Annotated in this window: 16 protein-coding genes; 5 read left to right on the top strand and 11 right to left on the bottom strand. The window is 56.5% G+C overall.

The genetic code is table 11. The features are described from left to right. Positions 1–12: 12 nt before the first annotated feature. From VXJ35_RS00080 to VXJ35_RS00060, 5 genes are all read right to left on the bottom strand, one after another. Complete coding sequence (locus tag VXJ35_RS00080) at positions 13–426, bottom strand: MarR family winged helix-turn-helix transcriptional regulator (protein ID WP_231914815.1); 414 nt, start codon at positions 424–426, stop codon at positions 13–15. A 403-nt stretch (positions 427–829) separates the two neighbouring features. Next, positions 830–2,641 (bottom strand): ATP-dependent zinc metalloprotease FtsH, encoded by a 1,812-nt coding sequence (ftsH, locus tag VXJ35_RS00075; RefSeq protein ID WP_064019985.1) that lies wholly within the window; start codon positions 2,639–2,641, stop codon positions 830–832. 120 nt (positions 2,642–2,761) lie between these two features. Continuing rightward, positions 2,762–2,974, bottom strand: a complete 213-nt coding sequence (locus VXJ35_RS00070) for a hypothetical protein (protein ID WP_157198021.1) — start codon at positions 2,972–2,974, stop codon at positions 2,762–2,764. A gap of 117 nt (positions 2,975–3,091) precedes the next feature. Next, entirely contained in the window at positions 3,092–3,469 is a 378-nt protein-coding gene (locus tag VXJ35_RS00065) for a hypothetical protein (protein ID WP_054759224.1), read from the bottom strand. 403 nt (positions 3,470–3,872) lie between these two features. Then, positions 3,873–4,088, bottom strand: a complete 216-nt coding sequence (locus tag VXJ35_RS00060) for a hypothetical protein (RefSeq protein ID WP_064019984.1) — start codon at positions 4,086–4,088, stop codon at positions 3,873–3,875. Positions 4,089–4,092: 4 nt separating this feature from the next. Between VXJ35_RS00060 and VXJ35_RS00055 the strand changes: the two genes are divergently transcribed. From VXJ35_RS00055 to VXJ35_RS00035, 5 genes are read left to right on the top strand one after another with little or no spacing between them, the layout of a single operon-like run. After that, complete coding sequence (locus VXJ35_RS00055; RefSeq protein ID WP_231914814.1) at positions 4,093–4,422, top strand: TetR/AcrR family transcriptional regulator C-terminal domain-containing protein; 330 nt, start codon at positions 4,093–4,095, stop codon at positions 4,420–4,422. Further along, the gene (locus VXJ35_RS00050) at positions 4,412–5,827 is read left to right on the top strand and encodes an efflux transporter outer membrane subunit (protein WP_064019983.1); all 1,416 of its coding nucleotides are present in this window, start codon (positions 4,412–4,414) and stop codon (positions 5,825–5,827) included. Before VXJ35_RS00055 ends, VXJ35_RS00050 begins: the two co-directional genes overlap by 11 nt. Before the next feature lie 24 nt (positions 5,828–5,851). Then, positions 5,852–6,916 carry an HlyD family secretion protein gene (locus VXJ35_RS00045; protein WP_064019982.1) on the top strand — a complete coding sequence of 355 codons (1,065 nt, stop codon included), beginning with the start codon at positions 5,852–5,854 and terminating at the stop codon, positions 6,914–6,916. Next, on the top strand, positions 6,880–9,678 hold the full coding sequence (gene rbbA, locus VXJ35_RS00040) for a ribosome-associated ATPase/putative transporter RbbA (RefSeq protein ID WP_408953921.1): 2,799 nt from the start codon (positions 6,880–6,882) through the stop codon (positions 9,676–9,678). Before VXJ35_RS00045 ends, rbbA begins: the two co-directional genes overlap by 37 nt. Positions 9,679–9,680: 2 nt before the next feature. Continuing rightward, positions 9,681–10,805 (top strand): ABC transporter permease, encoded by a 1,125-nt coding sequence (locus tag VXJ35_RS00035; RefSeq protein ID WP_064019981.1) that lies wholly within the window; start codon positions 9,681–9,683, stop codon positions 10,803–10,805. 433 nt (positions 10,806–11,238) lie between these two features. On the opposite strand, the gene VXJ35_RS00030 is transcribed toward VXJ35_RS00035, so the two are convergent. From VXJ35_RS00030 to dnaA, 6 genes are all read right to left on the bottom strand, one after another. After that, on the bottom strand, positions 11,239–12,336 hold the full coding sequence (locus VXJ35_RS00030) for an IS5 family transposase (RefSeq protein WP_064019980.1): 1,098 nt from the start codon (positions 12,334–12,336) through the stop codon (positions 11,239–11,241). 208 nt (positions 12,337–12,544) lie between these two features. Beyond that, positions 12,545–12,901, bottom strand: coding sequence for a hypothetical protein (locus VXJ35_RS00025; RefSeq protein ID WP_231914813.1), 357 nt, complete (start codon positions 12,899–12,901; stop codon positions 12,545–12,547). A 245-nt stretch (positions 12,902–13,146) separates the two neighbouring features. Beyond that, positions 13,147–14,454: a DUF3422 family protein gene (locus VXJ35_RS00020; RefSeq protein ID WP_064019978.1), complete on the bottom strand. Its 1,308-nt coding sequence runs from the start codon at positions 14,452–14,454 to the stop codon at positions 13,147–13,149. Between the two features lie 91 nt (positions 14,455–14,545). Further along, positions 14,546–15,352: an ABC transporter substrate-binding protein gene (locus VXJ35_RS00015; RefSeq protein WP_064019977.1), complete on the bottom strand. Its 807-nt coding sequence runs from the start codon at positions 15,350–15,352 to the stop codon at positions 14,546–14,548. A 94-nt stretch (positions 15,353–15,446) separates the two neighbouring features. After that, positions 15,447–15,626 (bottom strand): hypothetical protein, encoded by a 180-nt coding sequence (locus tag VXJ35_RS00010; protein WP_064019976.1) that lies wholly within the window; start codon positions 15,624–15,626, stop codon positions 15,447–15,449. Positions 15,627–15,663: 37 nt separating this feature from the next. After that, positions 15,664–16,980: a chromosomal replication initiator protein DnaA gene (gene dnaA, locus VXJ35_RS00005; RefSeq protein ID WP_064019975.1), complete on the bottom strand. Its 1,317-nt coding sequence runs from the start codon at positions 16,978–16,980 to the stop codon at positions 15,664–15,666. Positions 16,981–17,039: the final 59 nt, after the last annotated feature.

Raw genomic sequence — 17,039 nt, 5'->3', positions numbered from 1 at the left:
AGTACCAGGGATTTATTCTTCAAACTCGTCAGCCACCGTTTCGCCGTCTCCGCCCCGAGCAGCGATGATCTCGTCGTACAACCTCACCAAGTCCGCTTCCAGGGTTACCACTTCTTCCGGAAGATAGTTATTGAATAAGCGGTTGATAAACTCTAAATGCTCCGGATAAGTCCGTTCGTATAAAGCTTGGCCGGTCTCCGTCAAGCGAATAATCTGGCTGCGGCCGTCTTTTTTCGAGGCCGTCCGTTGCACCAAGCCTTTATCCTCCAGCCGGGTGACGACGCCGGTTAACGTACCTTTGGTGATCAACGTCTGTTCACCGAGTTTTTTTGGTGTCATGCCGGGCGTATCGCCCAACGTGATGATCACATCGAATTGCGGTAAGGTCAGGTCCAGCTTATGCACGTGTTTGGCGGCGTAAGACAAAAACGTTTGATGGGTCTTTAATAACTGGCGAAGTACGGTTGGAAATGTGGATGTAGTGGACATAAGGCAAAAAGAAAATTGTTCTAATTAGAATCGGATGGTAGCCGCAAGCGGCTTCTCGCTCAAGTAAAAACCGCTCCAACATGCAAGCCAAGCGATATAAGGACACGTCGCCTAATCATGGCGGATTTCCGGGTTTCCGCTTCTTACTCGGCATGACTGCGTTCGAAACGGTCGAACAAGGGCCACTCCAAGTTCAGCATGGCTGAGCCGACCATATTGTTGGCCGAATAATTTTCGTTCCCCGGCGGATTGGTATGAGAATCCTCCGATATTGGTTACTCAGGCCGCCCTTCAGCGAAACCTTGGGCCAGAATTCGGCTCTGGCTTTTTTAATTCCGCTTCACGTGGCCGCAGCCTTGGGCGGCGCTATCGCCTTGCCTTGCATCAATTCGTCGATCTGATTTTTATCCAGCGTTTCCCAATCCAGCAAGGCTTGCGCCATGTTGTGCAGGATATCGACATGCGCCTTGAGGATGGTTTCGGCACGTTGATAATTCCTGGCCAGCATGCGGCGGATTTCCTTATCGACGAATAAGGCCATTTGTTCGGACATTGGCTTGGCCTGCGGCCCGAAATAGCCGCTGTCGCTATCGCCGCAATCCATCGGACCCAAGCGGTCGGACAAGCCCCATTTGGTGACCATGTTACGGGCCAGCTGAGTGGCGCGCGTGATGTCGTTGGAGGCGCCGGTGGTGACCTTGTTTTTACCATAGATCAGGGCCTCGGCTATCCGACCGCCAAACAAGCTGGAAATTTGGCCTTCCAGTTTGTCCTTGCTAGCGCTGTATTGGTCGCGTTCCGGCAAGAACATGGTAATGCCCAAAGCTCCGCCGCGCGGCATGATGCTGACTTTATAAACCGGGTCGTGCTCGGGCACCAGGCGACCGACAATGGCATGACCGGCTTCGTGGTAAGCGGTCATCAACAGATATTCCCTACACATGATCATGGTCCGTTTTTCAGCACCCATGATGGTTTTGTCGCGGGCTTTATCCAGGTCGGTCATCGTCACTTCCCGCTGGTTGTTGCGGGCGGCGAACAAAGCGCCTTCGTTAATTAAGTTGGCCAATTCGGCACCGGAAAAACCAGGGGTGCCGCGCGCCAGATCGTTGATATTGACATCATCAGCCAACGGCACCCTGGCGGCATGCACTTTGAGGATTTGCTCGCGGCCCTTGATGTCTGGCAAGCCAACCTGCACTTGGCGATCGAAGCGGCCCGGCCTCAGCAAGGCTTTATCCAGCACGTCGGCGCGATTGGTGGCGGCGATGACTATGATGCCTTCGTTACCGCTGAAGCCGTCCATTTCCACCAACAACTGGTTGAGGGTTTGTTCGCGTTCTTCGGTACCTCCGATATTGCCGGGACTGCGCTGCCGGCCGACCGCGTCGATTTCGTCGATGAAGATGATGCAAGGCGCGCGTTTCTTGGCTTTTTCGAACATGTCTCGCACACGGGACGCGCCGACACCGACGAACATTTCGACGAAATCCGAGCCGGAGATCGAGAAGAACGGCACACCCGCTTCCCCGGCAATTGCCCGGGCCAGCAAGGTCTTACCGGTGCCAGGAGGACCCACCATTAAGACACCGCGCGGGATTTTGCCACCCAGAACTTCGTATTTGCCGGGATCTTTCAGAAAATCCACCATTTCCGCGACATCCTGCTTGGCTTCCTCGACGCCGGCCACGTCCTTGAAACGTACCTTGACCAGGTCTTCGCTCATCAATTTGGCGCGGCTTTTACCGAAACCGTTTTGGGCACCGGCGCCAAGTTGCTGCTTGCGCATGAAGTACACCAATACCCCGATCAATAACAAGGTCGGCGCCCAGGAATAAAAGACTTCCATCAACGGCGACTGTACCTCCGGTCTCTGGACCTTGATCTTGACGCCATATTCCAACAAGTCGTCGATCATTCGCGCATCGCCGGGATTGTAGGCCGTAAAGCGGGTTCCGTTATGGCGCAGACCATTGACAGAGCGACCATCGAGCACCACTTCGGCAACGGCCTTGCCGCGCACATCCTGAATAAAATCCGAGTACGACAGGTCGGTTTGCGCATGGTAGGCAGGCGCAGTAGGGTTAAAGACGGCAAACATCACGACCGCGATGCCGGCTAGTACCAGCAGCGGGATAAGAATTTTTTTCATGGTTGAGGACTCCCAATTAGGATGCAAGCCGAGTGACGGCGGCGTGGCAATACTCAGATGGAAAAACGGCGGCCAGTCTGTTTTCGGTTTGGATCGATCCGCACAGAAAAGCCAAGGCGCTTACGGCGTTGGCCGATACGACCAATTCATTGCTATCAGGCTTGCCGGCGGGCGCAGTATAAAAAGACCCTCATCACCGGTTCGCCACCCGGCGAACCAATCAAAAATAACGTTGTTCTTTTCGGAGGTAAGAAAACGCTCGGACCATGGGCATGGGTCCAAGGCCAGTACACGCGCATCGGATGCACTGGCGTTATCGATGATGCGGGTCATAAATCGGTATCCAGACGTCAACCTGTCATCGCCAAATTCGACTTTGGATTGATTACTGCCGTTTGAATAAAACGGCGAAAATCGAGGATGGCTTTGCAGCCATCCTCATCGGCCCGATTAATGGTTATCGGCGTAAAGCTGTTTGATTTCTTTGTAACGGTTTAAAGCATTATTCAAAGACTCCTTGGCCGCTGGCATGTCATCTTTTTCGATAGCGACTCGGACCTGTTTCAACACACCGCTGGCCTGATTGCGTTTTACGTCCAGCACATTGTTGGCAATGTCTTTTTGCAACTGGCGAGCTTCGGTAATCATGTCGACCAATGATTCTTTGGGTGCGCCGCTGTCCATGGCCGCCTTAGCTTCTTCCACTTTAGCCAGCGTATTGTCGATAGCGGCTCTCACTTCCGCATAGGTGGGATTAACCACGGCAAAGGCACTTGTAGATGCCGCGGCCAAAACGAAAGAAACCAGGATTTTTTTGTATGTGTTCATAGGGACGAGCCTCTTGATTGATTATAGGGTGTTGATACGTAACGATTAAAACGAAGGACTGAGGAGGATGTATTCAGATCGACCGTTGCGTATGGCAAGATCTTAGCAGATATAGTTCTAATTGCAACTATTTTTGTTCGCATGAGAACTATTTTCTAAAAAGACAAACCTTTTGAAGGAAATAGATATATTTATCAGTGGCTTGCCAAATTCCTGCCTGCTTGCAGAAAAAGCGGATGCTCTAAAACCAGGATCGCACACCACGAACCAACAGAGAGCAGTTACCAACCCGCACCACCGATAGCCTCACTAACGCCGGGAAACAAAACTGCCAGGATGATTAAAAATCGATGGAAATAGCTCTCCATGCATTGAAATCGATCGAGACAGGCTCAGACAGAATCTATTTCTTGTGATTCGGAAGGCTTAGAATTGCCATGCCGCCGCAAGACATTACGAACAGGATGCGCGTGGAAAAGGCGCGCGCCAGCCAGCCCGACAGCGGAATAATCACCACTTCCGCTACCCGGTAGGCGGTCTGTACCCAGGTGATTTCATCGGCGGTCGCGGATAACCCGGCCTGAAGCTGCTCCAGCGAACTGGCGACGATCTGGATCATCGATTTGGCCTATGCCGACGAGGCCTTGCAACTTTACCGGCTGATCATCGCCGAGCAGCAGCATTTCCCCGAATTGGGCGAACTGATTTACCGCTCCGGCCCGGAACCCGTGTTGCGGCAGATGGCGTCTTATTTGGCCGAACTGAGTGGGCGAGGCATTCTGCACATCACCGACCTTGAAACATCCAGTCGTTTGTTTCTGGACATGTTAAAAGGCGATCAGCATTTTCGTTGTCTGCTAGGCTTGGAAACGGGCCTCGGCGAACCGGAAAAACAACGCCTTATTTCCAGAGTAGTTGCCTTCTTTCTAAAAGGACATGGCTATGAAGCATAAACTTTGCTGGCTATTACTGCTGGCCGGATTGGCGGGCTGCGCGATGGGGCCGGACTATCATGAAGAAACGCCGGCGGTGCCCGCGCATTGGCAGGCCGGTCAATCCGGTCAAAATCTTGTTGAAGAGCCTGTCGATCCGGAAGCGTTGAAAATCTGGTGGAAAAGTTTTGGTGATGGCCAACTGGACAGCCTGATGGATAAGGCACTGGCCGGAAACCTGGACATCAAAATCGCATTGGCGCGCATCGATCAGGCCCGCGCCGAGCGTCGCGGCACCCGCGCCGAACTGTTTCCCAGCGTCGATGCCACGGCAGGTGCGCAGCGCCAAAGCAACCCGCTTCCCGGCCTGGCGCCCGGCATCAAGTACAATCTGTTTGAAGTGGGCTTCGACGCCTTGTGGGAAATCGATCTGTTCGGACGACAACTGCGGCGGCTGGAAGCGGCCACGGCCGATCTGCAAGGCGCAAAAGAGGAGCATCGCCAGTCTCTGGTGATACTGACCGCCGAAGTGGCCCGCAACTATATCGACTATCGCAGCCTGCAAAATCAGTTGCGCATCACGCGTTCGAATCTGGAATCGCAAAAACACACGCTGGCGCTGACCGAAAAATTGTTCAATGAAGGCGTTAGCACTCGGCATGACGTAGTGCGTGCCCGCGCCCAGACCGAAGCCACCGAAGCGCAGATTCCGGCGCTGGAAGCCAACCAAATCGCCATCCAGCGGCAGTTGGAAGTGCTGATAGGACACCCACCAGGCACACTGAAAGCCGAGTTGGATGCAGAGGCCCCGCTGCCAGCGGCGCCGGCACGGCAACTGCTGACATCGCCAGCGGAAACCATTCGTCGACGTCCCGACATTCGCGTCGCCGAGCGCCAATTGGCGGCCGCCACCGCGATGCAGGGCGCCGCGATCGCCGAACTGTTTCCGAAAATATCGCTGTCGGCATTCGTGGGACTGCGCAACACCGATATCGAGAGTTTGTTCAAAAATGCTGCGTTTTCCTATGGCACCGCCGCCAACCTGATGCAGCCACTGCTGAATTTTGGCCGTATTCAGGCCGGTATCGATATGGCCGAAGCGAGGCAAAAAGAAGCCTATCTGGGCTACCAGAAAGCCGTGCTCAATGCGTTGCAGGAGACCGAAACGTCGCTGACGCATTTTCTGAAGGAAGAAATTCGCCGGCAGCAGCTGGCGCGCGCGGTCGATGATCTGAAAGAATCGGTGCGCCTGTCGCAATTGCGTTATCACGAAGGTGTCATATCCTTTCTGGATGTGCTGGATGCGCAACGTGCGCAGTATGCCGCCGAAATTGAGTTGGCGCGTTCGGACGCCGCAACTTCGACCAATCTCATCGCGGTCTACAAGGCGCTGGGCGGCGGTGCGGATGTGACGATAGCGCCGTAAACATAAAATTCATAGGAGGTGACGATGCCCAGATCGTTTCGATCGACCCTGATTCTCGTCGGCATAGTCGCTGCCGTTGCCTTCGCCGTCTGGTGGCACATGCGTCCTGCCGGTCTACCGGCCGGCATCGTCGCCGGCAATGGCCGGCTCGAGGCAACCGAAATCAATATCGCCACCAAGACCGCGGGCCGTATCGTCGACATCATGGCTAGGGAAGGGGACTTCGTGCAGGCCGGCATGGTACTGGCGCGCATGGATACCCAAGTGCTGCGGGCTCAGCAGGCCGAGGCTCAAGCCAAAGTCCATGAGGCCCAAAATGCCTATCAGACTGCAAAATCCATCGTTGTCCAGCGCGAAAGTGAATACGCTGCCGCCCAGGCGGTCGTAGCCCAACGTCGAGCCGAATTCGACGCAGCCCAAAAACGTCTGAATCGTTCGCAAAGACTGGTCGGTGAAGGCGCCACCCCGCAACAGGAGGTCGATGACAACCATGCCCGGGTGCTGGGGATGCAGGCTGCAATTGGGACCGCCGTGGCCCAGGTCGCGGCGGCGAAAGCGAGCATCGAGGCCGCGAAATCGCAAGTGATACAGGCGCAATCGATCACCGAGGCGGTCAAGGCGACGGTCGCGCGCCTGCAAGCGGATATTGACGACAGCGAGCTGAAGGCGCCGATAGACGGCCGCATCCAGTACCGGGTCGCGGAACCTGGCGAAGTATTGGATGCCGGCGGCCGCGTGCTGAACATGGTGGATTTGTCCGATGTCTATATGACCTTCTTTTTACCCACCGAGGCGGCGGGCAAGGTCGCGGTCGGTAGTGAAATCCACCTTGTGTTCGATGCTATGCCGGATTACGTGATTCCGGCCAAGGCCAGTTTCGTCGCCAGTGTCGCCCAGTTCACGCCAAAAACGGTCGAAACCGAAAGCGAACGCATGAAACTAATGTTTCGCGTCCGTGCCCGGATCGACGCCGAACTATTGAAACAGCATATTGAACAGGTCAAGACCGGGGTGCCTGGGGTGGCTTATGTCAAGCTCGATCCGGCCATCGAATGGCCCGCCAATCTGGCGATCAAGTTGCCGAAATGAACGCTACGCCACCAGTCGTCCGGGTGCAGGGCGCCAGCCTGCGTTATGGTGACACCCTCGCGCTGGATGGCCTAAGCCTGGAGATTCCCGCCAGCCGCATGGCGGGTTTGATTGGCCCCGACGGCGTCGGCAAATCCAGTCTGATGTCTCTCTTGACAGGTGCGCGCAAGCTGCAGGGCGGCAAAATCGAAGTGCTAGGGGGCGACATTGCCGACGCCGGCCATCGCCAAGCCGTATGTCCGCGCATCGCCTATATGCCGCAGGGTTTGGGCAAGAACCTCTATCTCACTTTGTCGGTGTTCGAGAATGTGGATTTCTTCGGACGCTTGTTCGGTCAGCAGCGGAGCGAGCGTCATCAGCGCATCAACGAGCTGCTTGAAAGCACCGGCTTGGCGCCATTCCGCGATCGCCCCGCGGGCAATTTGTCGGGTGGCATGAAACAAAAACTGGGGCTTTGCTGCGCGCTGATCCACGACCCGGACCTCCTGGTGCTGGACGAGCCGACTACCGGCGTCGATCCGCTGTCGCGCGCCCAGTTCTGGGAACTGATCGCCCGCTTGCGACAACGCCATGCCGGCATGAGCGTGCTGGTTTCCACTGCCTACATGGACGAAGCGGAGCGCTTCGACTGGCTGGTGGCGATGGATGCGGGCAGGGTGCTGGCCACCGGCACGGCCGCCGAACTGCGTGGGCGCACAGGCGCTGACACGCTGGAAACGGCGTTTATCCGCCTGCTGCCGGAAGCAAAACGACAGGGTCACAAAGAAGTCGTCATTCCGCCGCGCGATACCAGCGGCGAGCCTGAAATCGCCATCGAGGCGCACGGCTTGACCATGCGTTTCGGCGATTTCGTCGCCGTCGACGACGTCAGCTTGGCGATAGAGCGCGGCGAAATCTTCGGTTTTCTCGGCTCCAACGGCTGCGGCAAATCCACCACGATGAAAATGCTCACCGGCCTGTTGGAGCCCAGCGAGGGCGAGTCGCGGTTATTCGGCCAGGTCGTCGATGCCGGCAACTTGGCTACCCGCCGGCGCGTCGGCTACATGTCGCAGGCGTTTTCCTTATATTCGGAATTGAGCGTGCGGCAAAATCTGGCGTTGCACGCCCGCCTGTTTCACTTGCCAGAAACCGAGATTGCCGCTCGCGTCGCCGAGATGGCGCAACGTTTTTCGCTGAACGCGGTGATGGATAGCCTGCCCGATGCTTTACCGCTCGGCGTTCGTCAGCGGCTGTCGCTGGCGGTGGCTGTGATCCACAAGCCGGATTTGTTGATCCTCGACGAGCCAACCTCTGGAGTCGATCCGATTGCACGGGATGGTTTTTGGGAGCTGATGATCGAGCTCGCGCGCCGCGACAAGGTCACCATTTTCATTTCCACCCATTTCATGAACGAAGCAGAGCGCTGCGACCGCATCTCGCTAATGCACGCCGGGACGGTGCTGGCCAGCGATGTACCGGCCAAGCTGGTCGAAGACAGTGGCCATGCCACGCTGGAAGAAGCCTTTATTGGGTATCTGAAAAAAGCCAGCGGCCTGGATGAAGAGCCTGCTGCAGCCCCGGCCGAGTTATCGCGCCTTCCCCCTCACTCCGACCCTCTCCCAAAAGGGGAGAGGGAGCCAATTCAACCCAGCACCCGCTTCAGCCTGTTGCGATTGCTCAGCTATGCCCTTCGCGAGGCGCTGGAACTGCGCCGCGACCCCTTGCGCTGGATGATAGCCCTGTTCGGGACTTTGGTGCTGATGGTTACATTCGGTTACGGCATCAGCATGGATGTCGAAAATCTGCGTTTTGCCGTGCTCGACCGCGATCAGACCATGCTTAGCCGTAACTACGCACTCGATCTTGGCGGCTCTCGCTATTTCACCGCCCAGCCGCCGATCACCGATTATGACGAACTCGACCGGCGCATGCGCAGCGGCGAGCTGAGCCTGGCGCTGGAGATTCCTCCCAACTTCGCCCGCGATATCGAGCGCGGCGACAACGTGAAAATCGGCGCCTGGATAGACGGTGCGATGCCGACGCGCGCCGAGAATGTGCTGGGCTACGTGCAAGCCATGCATCAGGTTTGGCTGCAGGAGCAGGCGCGGCGACATGCAACGGGACGCCTGCCGGCCGAACTCATGACGATCGAGACACGCTTTCGCTACAACCCGGACGTCAAGAGTCTGCCGGCCATCGTGCCGGCGGTGATTCCGATGCTGCTGATGCTGATTCTGGCCATGCTCAGCGCGCTCAGCGTGGTGCGCGAAAAGGAGCTGGGCTCCATTCTCAATCTGTATGTCACGCCGGTCACCAAACTGGAATTTTTGCTGGGCAAGCAACTGCCCTACATCGCCATCGGGATGGTCAATTTCTTTCTGGTTTGCACGCTGAGTGTGTTTGTTTTCGAGGTGCCGCTGAAGGGTAGTTTCCTATTGCTTGCCGTGGCCGCGTTGCTCTACGTGACCGCGTCCACCGGGTTGGGGCTTTTGATCTCAGCCTTCACCCGCAGCCAGATTGCCGCCATCTTCGCGACCTCGATCGCCACGATCATTCCAACCAGGCAGTTTTCCGGCATGATCGACCCCGTGTCGTCACTGGAGGGCGGGGCACGCTTCGTCGGCGAGATCTTTCCGGCCGCGCATTTCGTGACGATTTGCCGGGGAGTTTTCTCCAAGGCGTTAGGTTTCGTTGAATTGAGTCCTTTGTTGCTGCCGCTGGCCCTAGCGATCCCGGTGATTCTCGTTCTGAGTGTCGCACTGCTGAAGAAACAGGAGCGCTAGCCGTGCATATCTGGCTGAATGTTTTTCATCTCGGCGTCAAGGAATTGCGCAGCCTGGGACGCGACAAGGTGATGACGGTGCTGATCCTGTTTGCATTCACCGTCCAGGTCTACCTGACGGCGACCGGCCTGCCGGAATCGCTGCATAAGGCGCCTATCGCCATCGTCGACGAAGATCGTTCGCAACTGTCGACGCGCATTATTAACGCCTTTTATCCGCCCCACTTCCTGGCGCCGGCGATCATCGACCAATACGCCATGGACCCCGGCATGGATGCCGGCATCTATACCTTCGTCCTCGACATACCGCCCGATTTCCAGCGTGACGTGCTGGCCGGACGGACACCTTCGATCCAGCTCAATGTCGATGCCACGCGCATGTCCCAGTCCTTCATCGGCAACAGCTATGTGCAGAGCATCGTCAACGGCGAGGTGACGGCCTTCGTGCAGGGCCATCGCGCGGTCACGACTCTGCCGGTCGAACTCGAGGTGCGCGCGCGCTTCAATCCCAACCTGAGTTCCGTCTGGTTCGGTTCGGTGATGGAACTGATCAACAGCATCACCATGCTGTCCATCATCCTCACCGGCGCGGCGCTGATCCGCGAGCGTGAGCACGGCACTATCGAGCATTTGCTGGTCATGCCGCTGACGCCGTTCGAAATCATGTCGGCCAAGGTGTGGGCCATGGGCCTGGTGGTGGTCGTGGTGGCGACGGCGTCGTTGGCCATTGTCGTGCAGGGTGTGCTCGAAGTGCCCATCGAAGGCTCGAAGGGCCTGTTCATCCTGGGAATGGCGGTGCATTTGTTCGCCACCACCTCGATGGGCATCTTTATGGGGACGGTGGCGCGCTCGATGCCGCAACTCGGCCTGTTGATGATCATCATCCTGCTGCCGCTTCAGTTGCTGTCCGGCGGCATGACCCCGCGCGAGAGCATGCCCGCATTAGTGCAAGGTTTGATGATGGCGGCGCCCACCACCCATTTCGTCGCACTCGCCCAGGCCATTCTCTATCGCGGTGCGAATTTCAGCATCGTCTGGCCGGAGTTTCTGGCCCTGATCGCCATAGGCGGCGTGTTTTTCATGCTGGCGCTGAGCCGGTTTCGCAAGACCATCAGCTCGATGGCTTGATACGGTGGAGACAACGCCAAGCACCGGAATCCCAATAACATCGGCCTACCTAAAACATTAGGCTCGGCTCATAACGTTCTTAGCTTTTCCTGATTACCCATAACAGGTTGGTGAAAAACTCTTTTTTGCAACCAATCAGACCTATATTTAGTACTACAAGATTGATTCAGCACTAAATAAAGGCTTCTTCTAGCTAAATTAGTGGCTGGAATATGGTTTTTCACCAACCTGATAAGCCTCAGCCAATTTGAGCAAACGCCCTGGCATAGCAGGCTGGTGAAAAACCCACTGATATTTCCCCTTACCCACGGTTGCCGTGATTTTTTCGTGTTGAAATCGGTCATGACATCGAGTTTCAAGCGTTTTGCCCCTGTTTCAAGGGCTTTTTATTCGCCTGAAGCCGTCTGTGGACGGTTTTCAGGCGTACTTCACCCTAGGTGGGCGCACTCCACGCCGGTTTCGGCGTGAACACCAATAGGTTGAGCAAGCGCGTCAGGTTGTAGGCGGCGAAGCAAAACAAGGCTTGGCCAGCGACTTTGGCTAAGCCGATGTGACGGGTTTTGCGCAGGCCGCCGACCGTTTTGACCCAGCCAAAGGCTTCTTCGACGATTTTGCGGCGCTTGAGGCTTTGGGCGTAACCTTTGCCGCGCGCGGTGCGGCCATCGACGGCACTGCCGGTCTTTTTCCGGGCCACATGGGCTTTGATGTCTTGCGCCTTGAGTCCGTTGACGAAAGCCGGTTGGTCATAGCCTTTGTCGGCACCGACGCTACCGCCTTTGGGCACACGGCGTTTGATCATTGTTTGCGCGGCTTCGATTTCGGCGGTGCCGGTGGCTTGGGTGGTTTCGACATCGACAATCAGGCCGTTGCGATTCTCGGACAAGGCATGGGTGATGTAACGCAGTTTGGCCTCGGTGTATTCGCCTTTCTTGTAGAGCCGCGCTTCCGGGTCTGTCGTGCTTTGGTGGGTGGCGTTGCTGCGCTTTTCGCCGCTGAAGTCGACCTCGGGATTGCGGCCGGCGGGTTTGTCCGGGCCGCTGCCGTCTTTCTTAACGAAGCTTTTGTGCGAGGCCCAGGCTTCAATGAGGCTGCCGTCGACACTGAAGTGTTCGTCGGACACCAGGTTTTGCCATTCGGCTATGGCCAGTACCCGCTCAAAAAATTCGCGACTCAGCGCTTCGGACAGCAGCCGTTCGCGGTTGGCGCTGAACACGCTGCGTTCCCAGACAGCATCGTCGATGCCCAGACCGACAAACCAGCGAAACAGCAGGTTGTAGTCCAGCTGTTCCATCAACTGGCGTTCGCTACGAACGGTGTACAGCACTTGCAACAGCAAGGCGCGCAGCAGTTTTTCGGGCGCAATCGACGGGCGGCCAGTGTGCGAGTAACGCTCGGCAAAGACGGCATTCATAGAGGTCAATACGCCATCGACGAGTAGACGTAAACGACGCAACGGATGCTGTTTGGGAATACGTTCTTCCAGGCTAACGTAGCTGAACCAGCTACTTTGAATGGCATCGTGTCCGCGCATTGAAAGGCTCCAAATTTAGGTAGCCTATTTTAACAGTTGGCGGCTCATCTATGCCTTAGCCTACTTGGCTTTTCGAGTTTTTCACCAGCCTGATAGGTGGCGTATTCGCCGGATCAGTTTCATTTTCATGGCGCGATCTCCAGTCAAGTCAACTTATCGCGAAGCACTTATCGGCCAAATTCCGCTTCAATTTACCCGGCGTAAATAATCAACGCGGGCCGGCGATAATATTATTTTGATATTCCATGGACTGGGTCAAATTGTAACCGTTATCGCTGAACAGATCGCCGGTGAAATACAAGCGCATGTCGACAATCCAGGCAATGTGCTTTTGCTTGTTATTTTCGACGATAATCGCCGATAGTTTCGGATTGTTGTCGACAACCTGCAACACCACGGTTTTCGGGTAGTTCGGATCTTCCTTCAGTGCCCCGGAGACGATGCGTTGCGCGGCCTCCGGCGTCAGAAACTGGCGCGTTACCGGCATTGCCGCGTTCTTTTGCTCGATCAGGGATTGGGCTTTGAAATAACCGATATCGTAGGATATTTTGGAAATCAAACTCAAAACGATAGCGGCGGCCCAAAGCGACAGGCCTATTTTCAATCGCCTTCTAACTTGCGGATGCGAAAATCTTTTTAGAACAACGCGAAGTTTCATTTTAATTTCAATTCGAAGATATTATTTTGTCGGTTTATATTCAATTTAATTGGCGGCGGTTTCGAATCGGTTATGCCCCCAAACTCGGCCCGCTAGCGGCCGGCGCAGTATAAATCTAGCAATAAACTCCCAAGCCATCGGCTCCGGATACTTCATAAGTCCGTCGTATTTTCGATAATGCGGTGGATGCGTTTGGTGGCGAGGCCGACCACGATAAAAATGAACGGAATCGCTACGCCCTCGGCAATTTCCGGATCGACGTGCCAGCCTGCGCCGTGCAGGGCTTCGGCGATTTTGCCGACCAGGCTGGCGGCGTAATACGTGATCGCCACCATCGAGATGCCTTCGACCGTTTGCTGCATGCGCAGCTGCATTTTGGCGCGCAAGGCCATCGACGACAACAAGCCCTGGTTTTGGCGCTCGATGATGATATCGACCTTGGTGCGCAGCAACTGGCTGGCGTTGCTGACCCGTTCCGAAATCAAATTGAAACGGTGCGAGGTCGAGGCGCAGGTATTCATCGCCGGTTCCAAGCGCCGCTTGATGAACTCGCCCAGGGTTTGGATGCCTTGAATCCGCGCTTCGCGCAAATCTTCCAGGCGTTGGCCGACCAGATGGTAATAAGCGCTGGCCGCAGCAAAACGAAACTGGTGCGATGAAATGTGGTTTTCCACTTCGGCCGCCAGAGCCGTCAGCTCGTCGAGCAATTTGGCATCGTCGGCGTCGGGCTGGGTCATCGAATTGGTGATCGCGTACAACTGGCGGTCGGCTTTTTTCAGTTCCGGGTAGAGTTTACGGGCAATCGGAAACGCCAGCAGCGCCAGTACCCGATAGACTTCGATATCGAACAGGCGGTGCAACAAGCGCCCGGCCTGGGCGGTTTTCAGGTTCTGGTCGACGACCAGAAAGCGGCTGAAGCCGTCGACGTGAATCCGAAAATCGGTGAATACCGACGCCGCACCGCCGGTTACCTTGGAGCCGACGATAGAGTTGCCGGCAAAATAGGCCGATAGCGAACTCAAATCCATGCCATCCTGGTAATCCGTATCGGCAGCCGCAACCACGCTGGCATGAGCGGCGACCATGGTCTGGCCGCCGATATTCGCCAGCCAGTCCACCGGGACTTTTTTTAGAGCCGGTTCGCTGAACGGTTCGCTCTCGCTGTCGTAGGCATAAAAGGTGTAGGTGCTGAATTCGCCGTGTTGCTCCCAACTCATCTGAAACGCATCGAACACGGCACCGAAATGGTCGGCGTCGTTGTCGGGCGGGGCGACGCCGTAACGTTGGCACAGCGCAACCAAATGCTGGCGTTCCCGCAATTTTTCCTCGCCGGCCAAGGCCAAGGCCAAATAACTGGCGCGCACCGGCAGGCTGCGAATCGACGAGGCGCGGGCATGGACTTCGTTATGCAAGACGAAGCGTTGCGGGTGGTTGGGCGGAATTTGAAATAAGGTAGCCACGGGACTTCAGTTAACTGTCTGAGTGATACACCGCAGGCGGAGCTGCGGCAGCGGGCCGGATTCGGCCGAAGATTTGCGGCGCGGCGCGGGATTAACCATGAGCCGCCCGCCATGCCGTCCATTGCCGGACCAGGTTTTGCATCTGCCGTAGGCCGTGGCGAAATACCGCCGGTCCGGGTTGCAGGATGTCGGCCGATTTTATTTCGTAGACGAAGCCGTGCTGCACCGCCGGAATCTCGCTCCAGCCGGGACGGGCCACGACTTGCTCGGGCCGGAATTTTTTGCCGCACCAGGAACCGACGATGATATCGGGTTGGCGCTCGACGACCAGGTTCGGGTCGGCAATGATCCGGTCCTTGGCGGCGGCTTGGCGGCCCAATTCGGCAAAGCAATCGCTAGCGCCGGCCAACTCGACGATTTCCGACACCCAGCCGATGCCGCTGATCAGCGGATCGTTCCATTCCTCGAAATATACTTTAGGTTTGGCCGTTAACGCTTCGGCCTCGGCCCGAGCCGAGGCTAACAAGCCTTCCAGCTCGGCGCGCAATGCCGCGGCGGCCTCGACGGCATCGACCAACGCACCCAGCGTCGAAACCATTTGCAGGATGCCGGCCAGCGAACGTTGATTGAACGCATGCACCTCGATACCGGCTTTGATCAACGCCGCGGCGATATCGGCTTGCAGATTGGTACAGGTCAACACCAGATCGGGCTGCAAGGCCAGGATTTTACCGATGTTGGCCGAGGTGAATCCGGCAACCTTGGGCTTTTCCTTACGCGCGGCTGCCGGGCGGCTGGTATAACCGGAAATGCCGGCTATGCGCCATTGCTGGTTCAGCAGATACAGTACTTCGGTGGTTTCGCCGGTCAGACAAACAATGCGTTGCGGGCCGTTCATGTTGAATCCTTGTGTTCTGTTCCTTATCGGTTACTCGGTCCTTTCCGCCGTTATTCCATGCCGCGCGCGAAACGCAGCAGCATTGTCGGGTCGGCTAACGCCCCCGGTGCGCCGGGCCGCCGTCGCCCGACGAACTATCGAACATTCTGAGCCAAAACCAGGCCTCGCACATGCCGCCGGCAATCGCCGCCGCAGCGCTGGCTTGCGAATAACCTACCAGATAAAGCGCTGTCGCGGCCAGAAAAATTGCGCCGCTGAGCAGATGGCGTTTCATCGCGCAGCCGACGTCTCGCAACAGTGGGCCGGCCGGATCAATGCGACAAGGTCCGCAGCAGGTTTTTGTAATCCTCCGCCATTTTCACGTCCTCTTCCTTCAGTTCGGCAATACGTTTGCAGGCGTTGATTACGGTGGTATGGTCACGGCCGCCGAAGGCATCGCCGATTTCCGGGTAACTGTGCGAAGTCAACTCCCGCGCCAAACTCATCGCCACCTGCCGCGGCCGGGTAATGGACTGCTTGCGGTTTTTCGACGACAAATCGGCGACGCGAATCTTGAAGTACTCGGCCACGGTTTTCTGGATGTTGTCGATGCTGATCAGTTTGTCCTGCAGGCTGATCAAATCGTGCAGAGCTTCCTTAGTAAATTCCAGCGTAATCTCGCGGCCGGTGAATTGGGAGTTGGCCACCACCCGCCGCAGCGCGCCTTCCAAATCGCGGACGTTGGACGGGATGCGTTTGGCGATGAAAAAGGCGATTTCCTGATCCAACTCGACGCCGACCTGCAACGCTTTTTTGATCAGAATCGCGGTGCGGGTTTCCAGATCGGGCGGCTCGATCGCCACCGGCAGGCCCCAGCCGAAGCGCGATTTCAACCGGTCTTCCAGGCCGTCGATTTCCTTCGGGTATTTGTCGCAGGTCAACACCACCTGGTGCTTGTTGTCCAGTAGGTTGTTGAAGGTGTGGAAAAACTCTTCCTGCGAGCGCTCCTTGCCGGCCAGAAACTGAATGTCGTCCATCAACAAAATGTCGATGCTGCGGTAATACTCTTTGAATTGGTTGATGCTGTTTTGTTGCAGGGCCTTGACCATATCCTGCACGAATTTCTCGGAATGCAGATAGACGATGTTGGCGTCCGGTTTTTTCAACAGCACCGCATTGCCGATGGCATGCATCAAATGGGTTTTGCCCAAGCCGGAACTGCCGTAGATGAACAGCGGGTTGTAGACCTTACCGATATTGTCCGACACCGTGACCGACGCCGCCCGCGCCAACTGGTTGGACTTGCCTTCGACGAAGCTCTCGAAGGTGAAGGCCTTGTTCAAAAAATTGGGCTGGTTCTTTTTCTGGGTCGAACTCTTACTCAAGGTCGGCGCTTTGATGGCCGGCGATTTCTTGGAGCCGATCTCGAAATGCACCGACAGCGTCGCATTCGAAAATTCGTTGACCGCGTCTTCGATGATCGAAAAAAAGTGCTGCTTGATGTGGTCGATGATGAAACGGTTGGGGGCGAGCAACTTCAGTTGGCTGTCGGACTCCACCGCTTGCAGCGGCCTGATCCAGGTACTGAAATCCGCGCTCGGGATTTCGTGTTCCAGTTTGGCCAGGCAGTTGTTCCAAATCACACTCATCGGCATTCAAGAAGGGGGCTTAGCAGAGCCCTGCATCATACCACAGCGCGCGGCAGGGC

Source organism: Methylomonas sp. DH-1 (genome assembly GCF_046097555.1).
GTDB lineage: Bacteria > Pseudomonadota > Gammaproteobacteria > Methylococcales > Methylomonadaceae > Methylomonas > Methylomonas koyamae.
The sequence above is the reverse complement of the archived record's forward strand: the minus strand, read 5'-3'. Positions and strand labels throughout refer to the sequence as shown.

Bases quoted from the DNA above. Each gene is read 5' to 3' on its own strand.
- VXJ35_RS00060 (WP_064019984.1), bottom strand. From the start codon at position 4,088: ATGATCCAGATCGTCGCCAGTTCGCTGGAGCAGCTTCAGGCCGGGTTA.
- VXJ35_RS00010 (WP_064019976.1), bottom strand. From the start codon at position 15,626: ATGAAACGCCATCTGCTCAGCGGCGCAATTTTTCTGGCCGCGACAGCG.
- VXJ35_RS00030 (WP_064019980.1), bottom strand. From the start codon at position 12,336: ATGCGCGGACACGATGCCATTCAAAGTAGCTGGTTCAGCTACGTTAGC.
- VXJ35_RS00015 (WP_064019977.1), bottom strand. From the start codon at position 15,352: ATGAACGGCCCGCAACGCATTGTTTGTCTGACCGGCGAAACCACCGAA.
- ftsH (WP_064019985.1), bottom strand. From the start codon at position 2,641: ATGAAAAAAATTCTTATCCCGCTGCTGGTACTAGCCGGCATCGCGGTC.
- VXJ35_RS00070 (WP_157198021.1), bottom strand. From the start codon at position 2,974: ATGACCCGCATCATCGATAACGCCAGTGCATCCGATGCGCGTGTACTG.
- VXJ35_RS00045 (WP_064019982.1), top strand. From the start codon at position 5,852: ATGCCCAGATCGTTTCGATCGACCCTGATTCTCGTCGGCATAGTCGCT.
- VXJ35_RS00065 (WP_054759224.1), bottom strand. From the start codon at position 3,469: ATGAACACATACAAAAAAATCCTGGTTTCTTTCGTTTTGGCCGCGGCA.
- dnaA (WP_064019975.1), bottom strand. From the start codon at position 16,980: ATGAGTGTGATTTGGAACAACTGCCTGGCCAAACTGGAACACGAAATC.
- rbbA (WP_408953921.1), top strand. From the start codon at position 6,880: ATGGCCCGCCAATCTGGCGATCAAGTTGCCGAAATGAACGCTACGCCA.
- VXJ35_RS00050 (WP_064019983.1), top strand. From the start codon at position 4,412: ATGAAGCATAAACTTTGCTGGCTATTACTGCTGGCCGGATTGGCGGGC.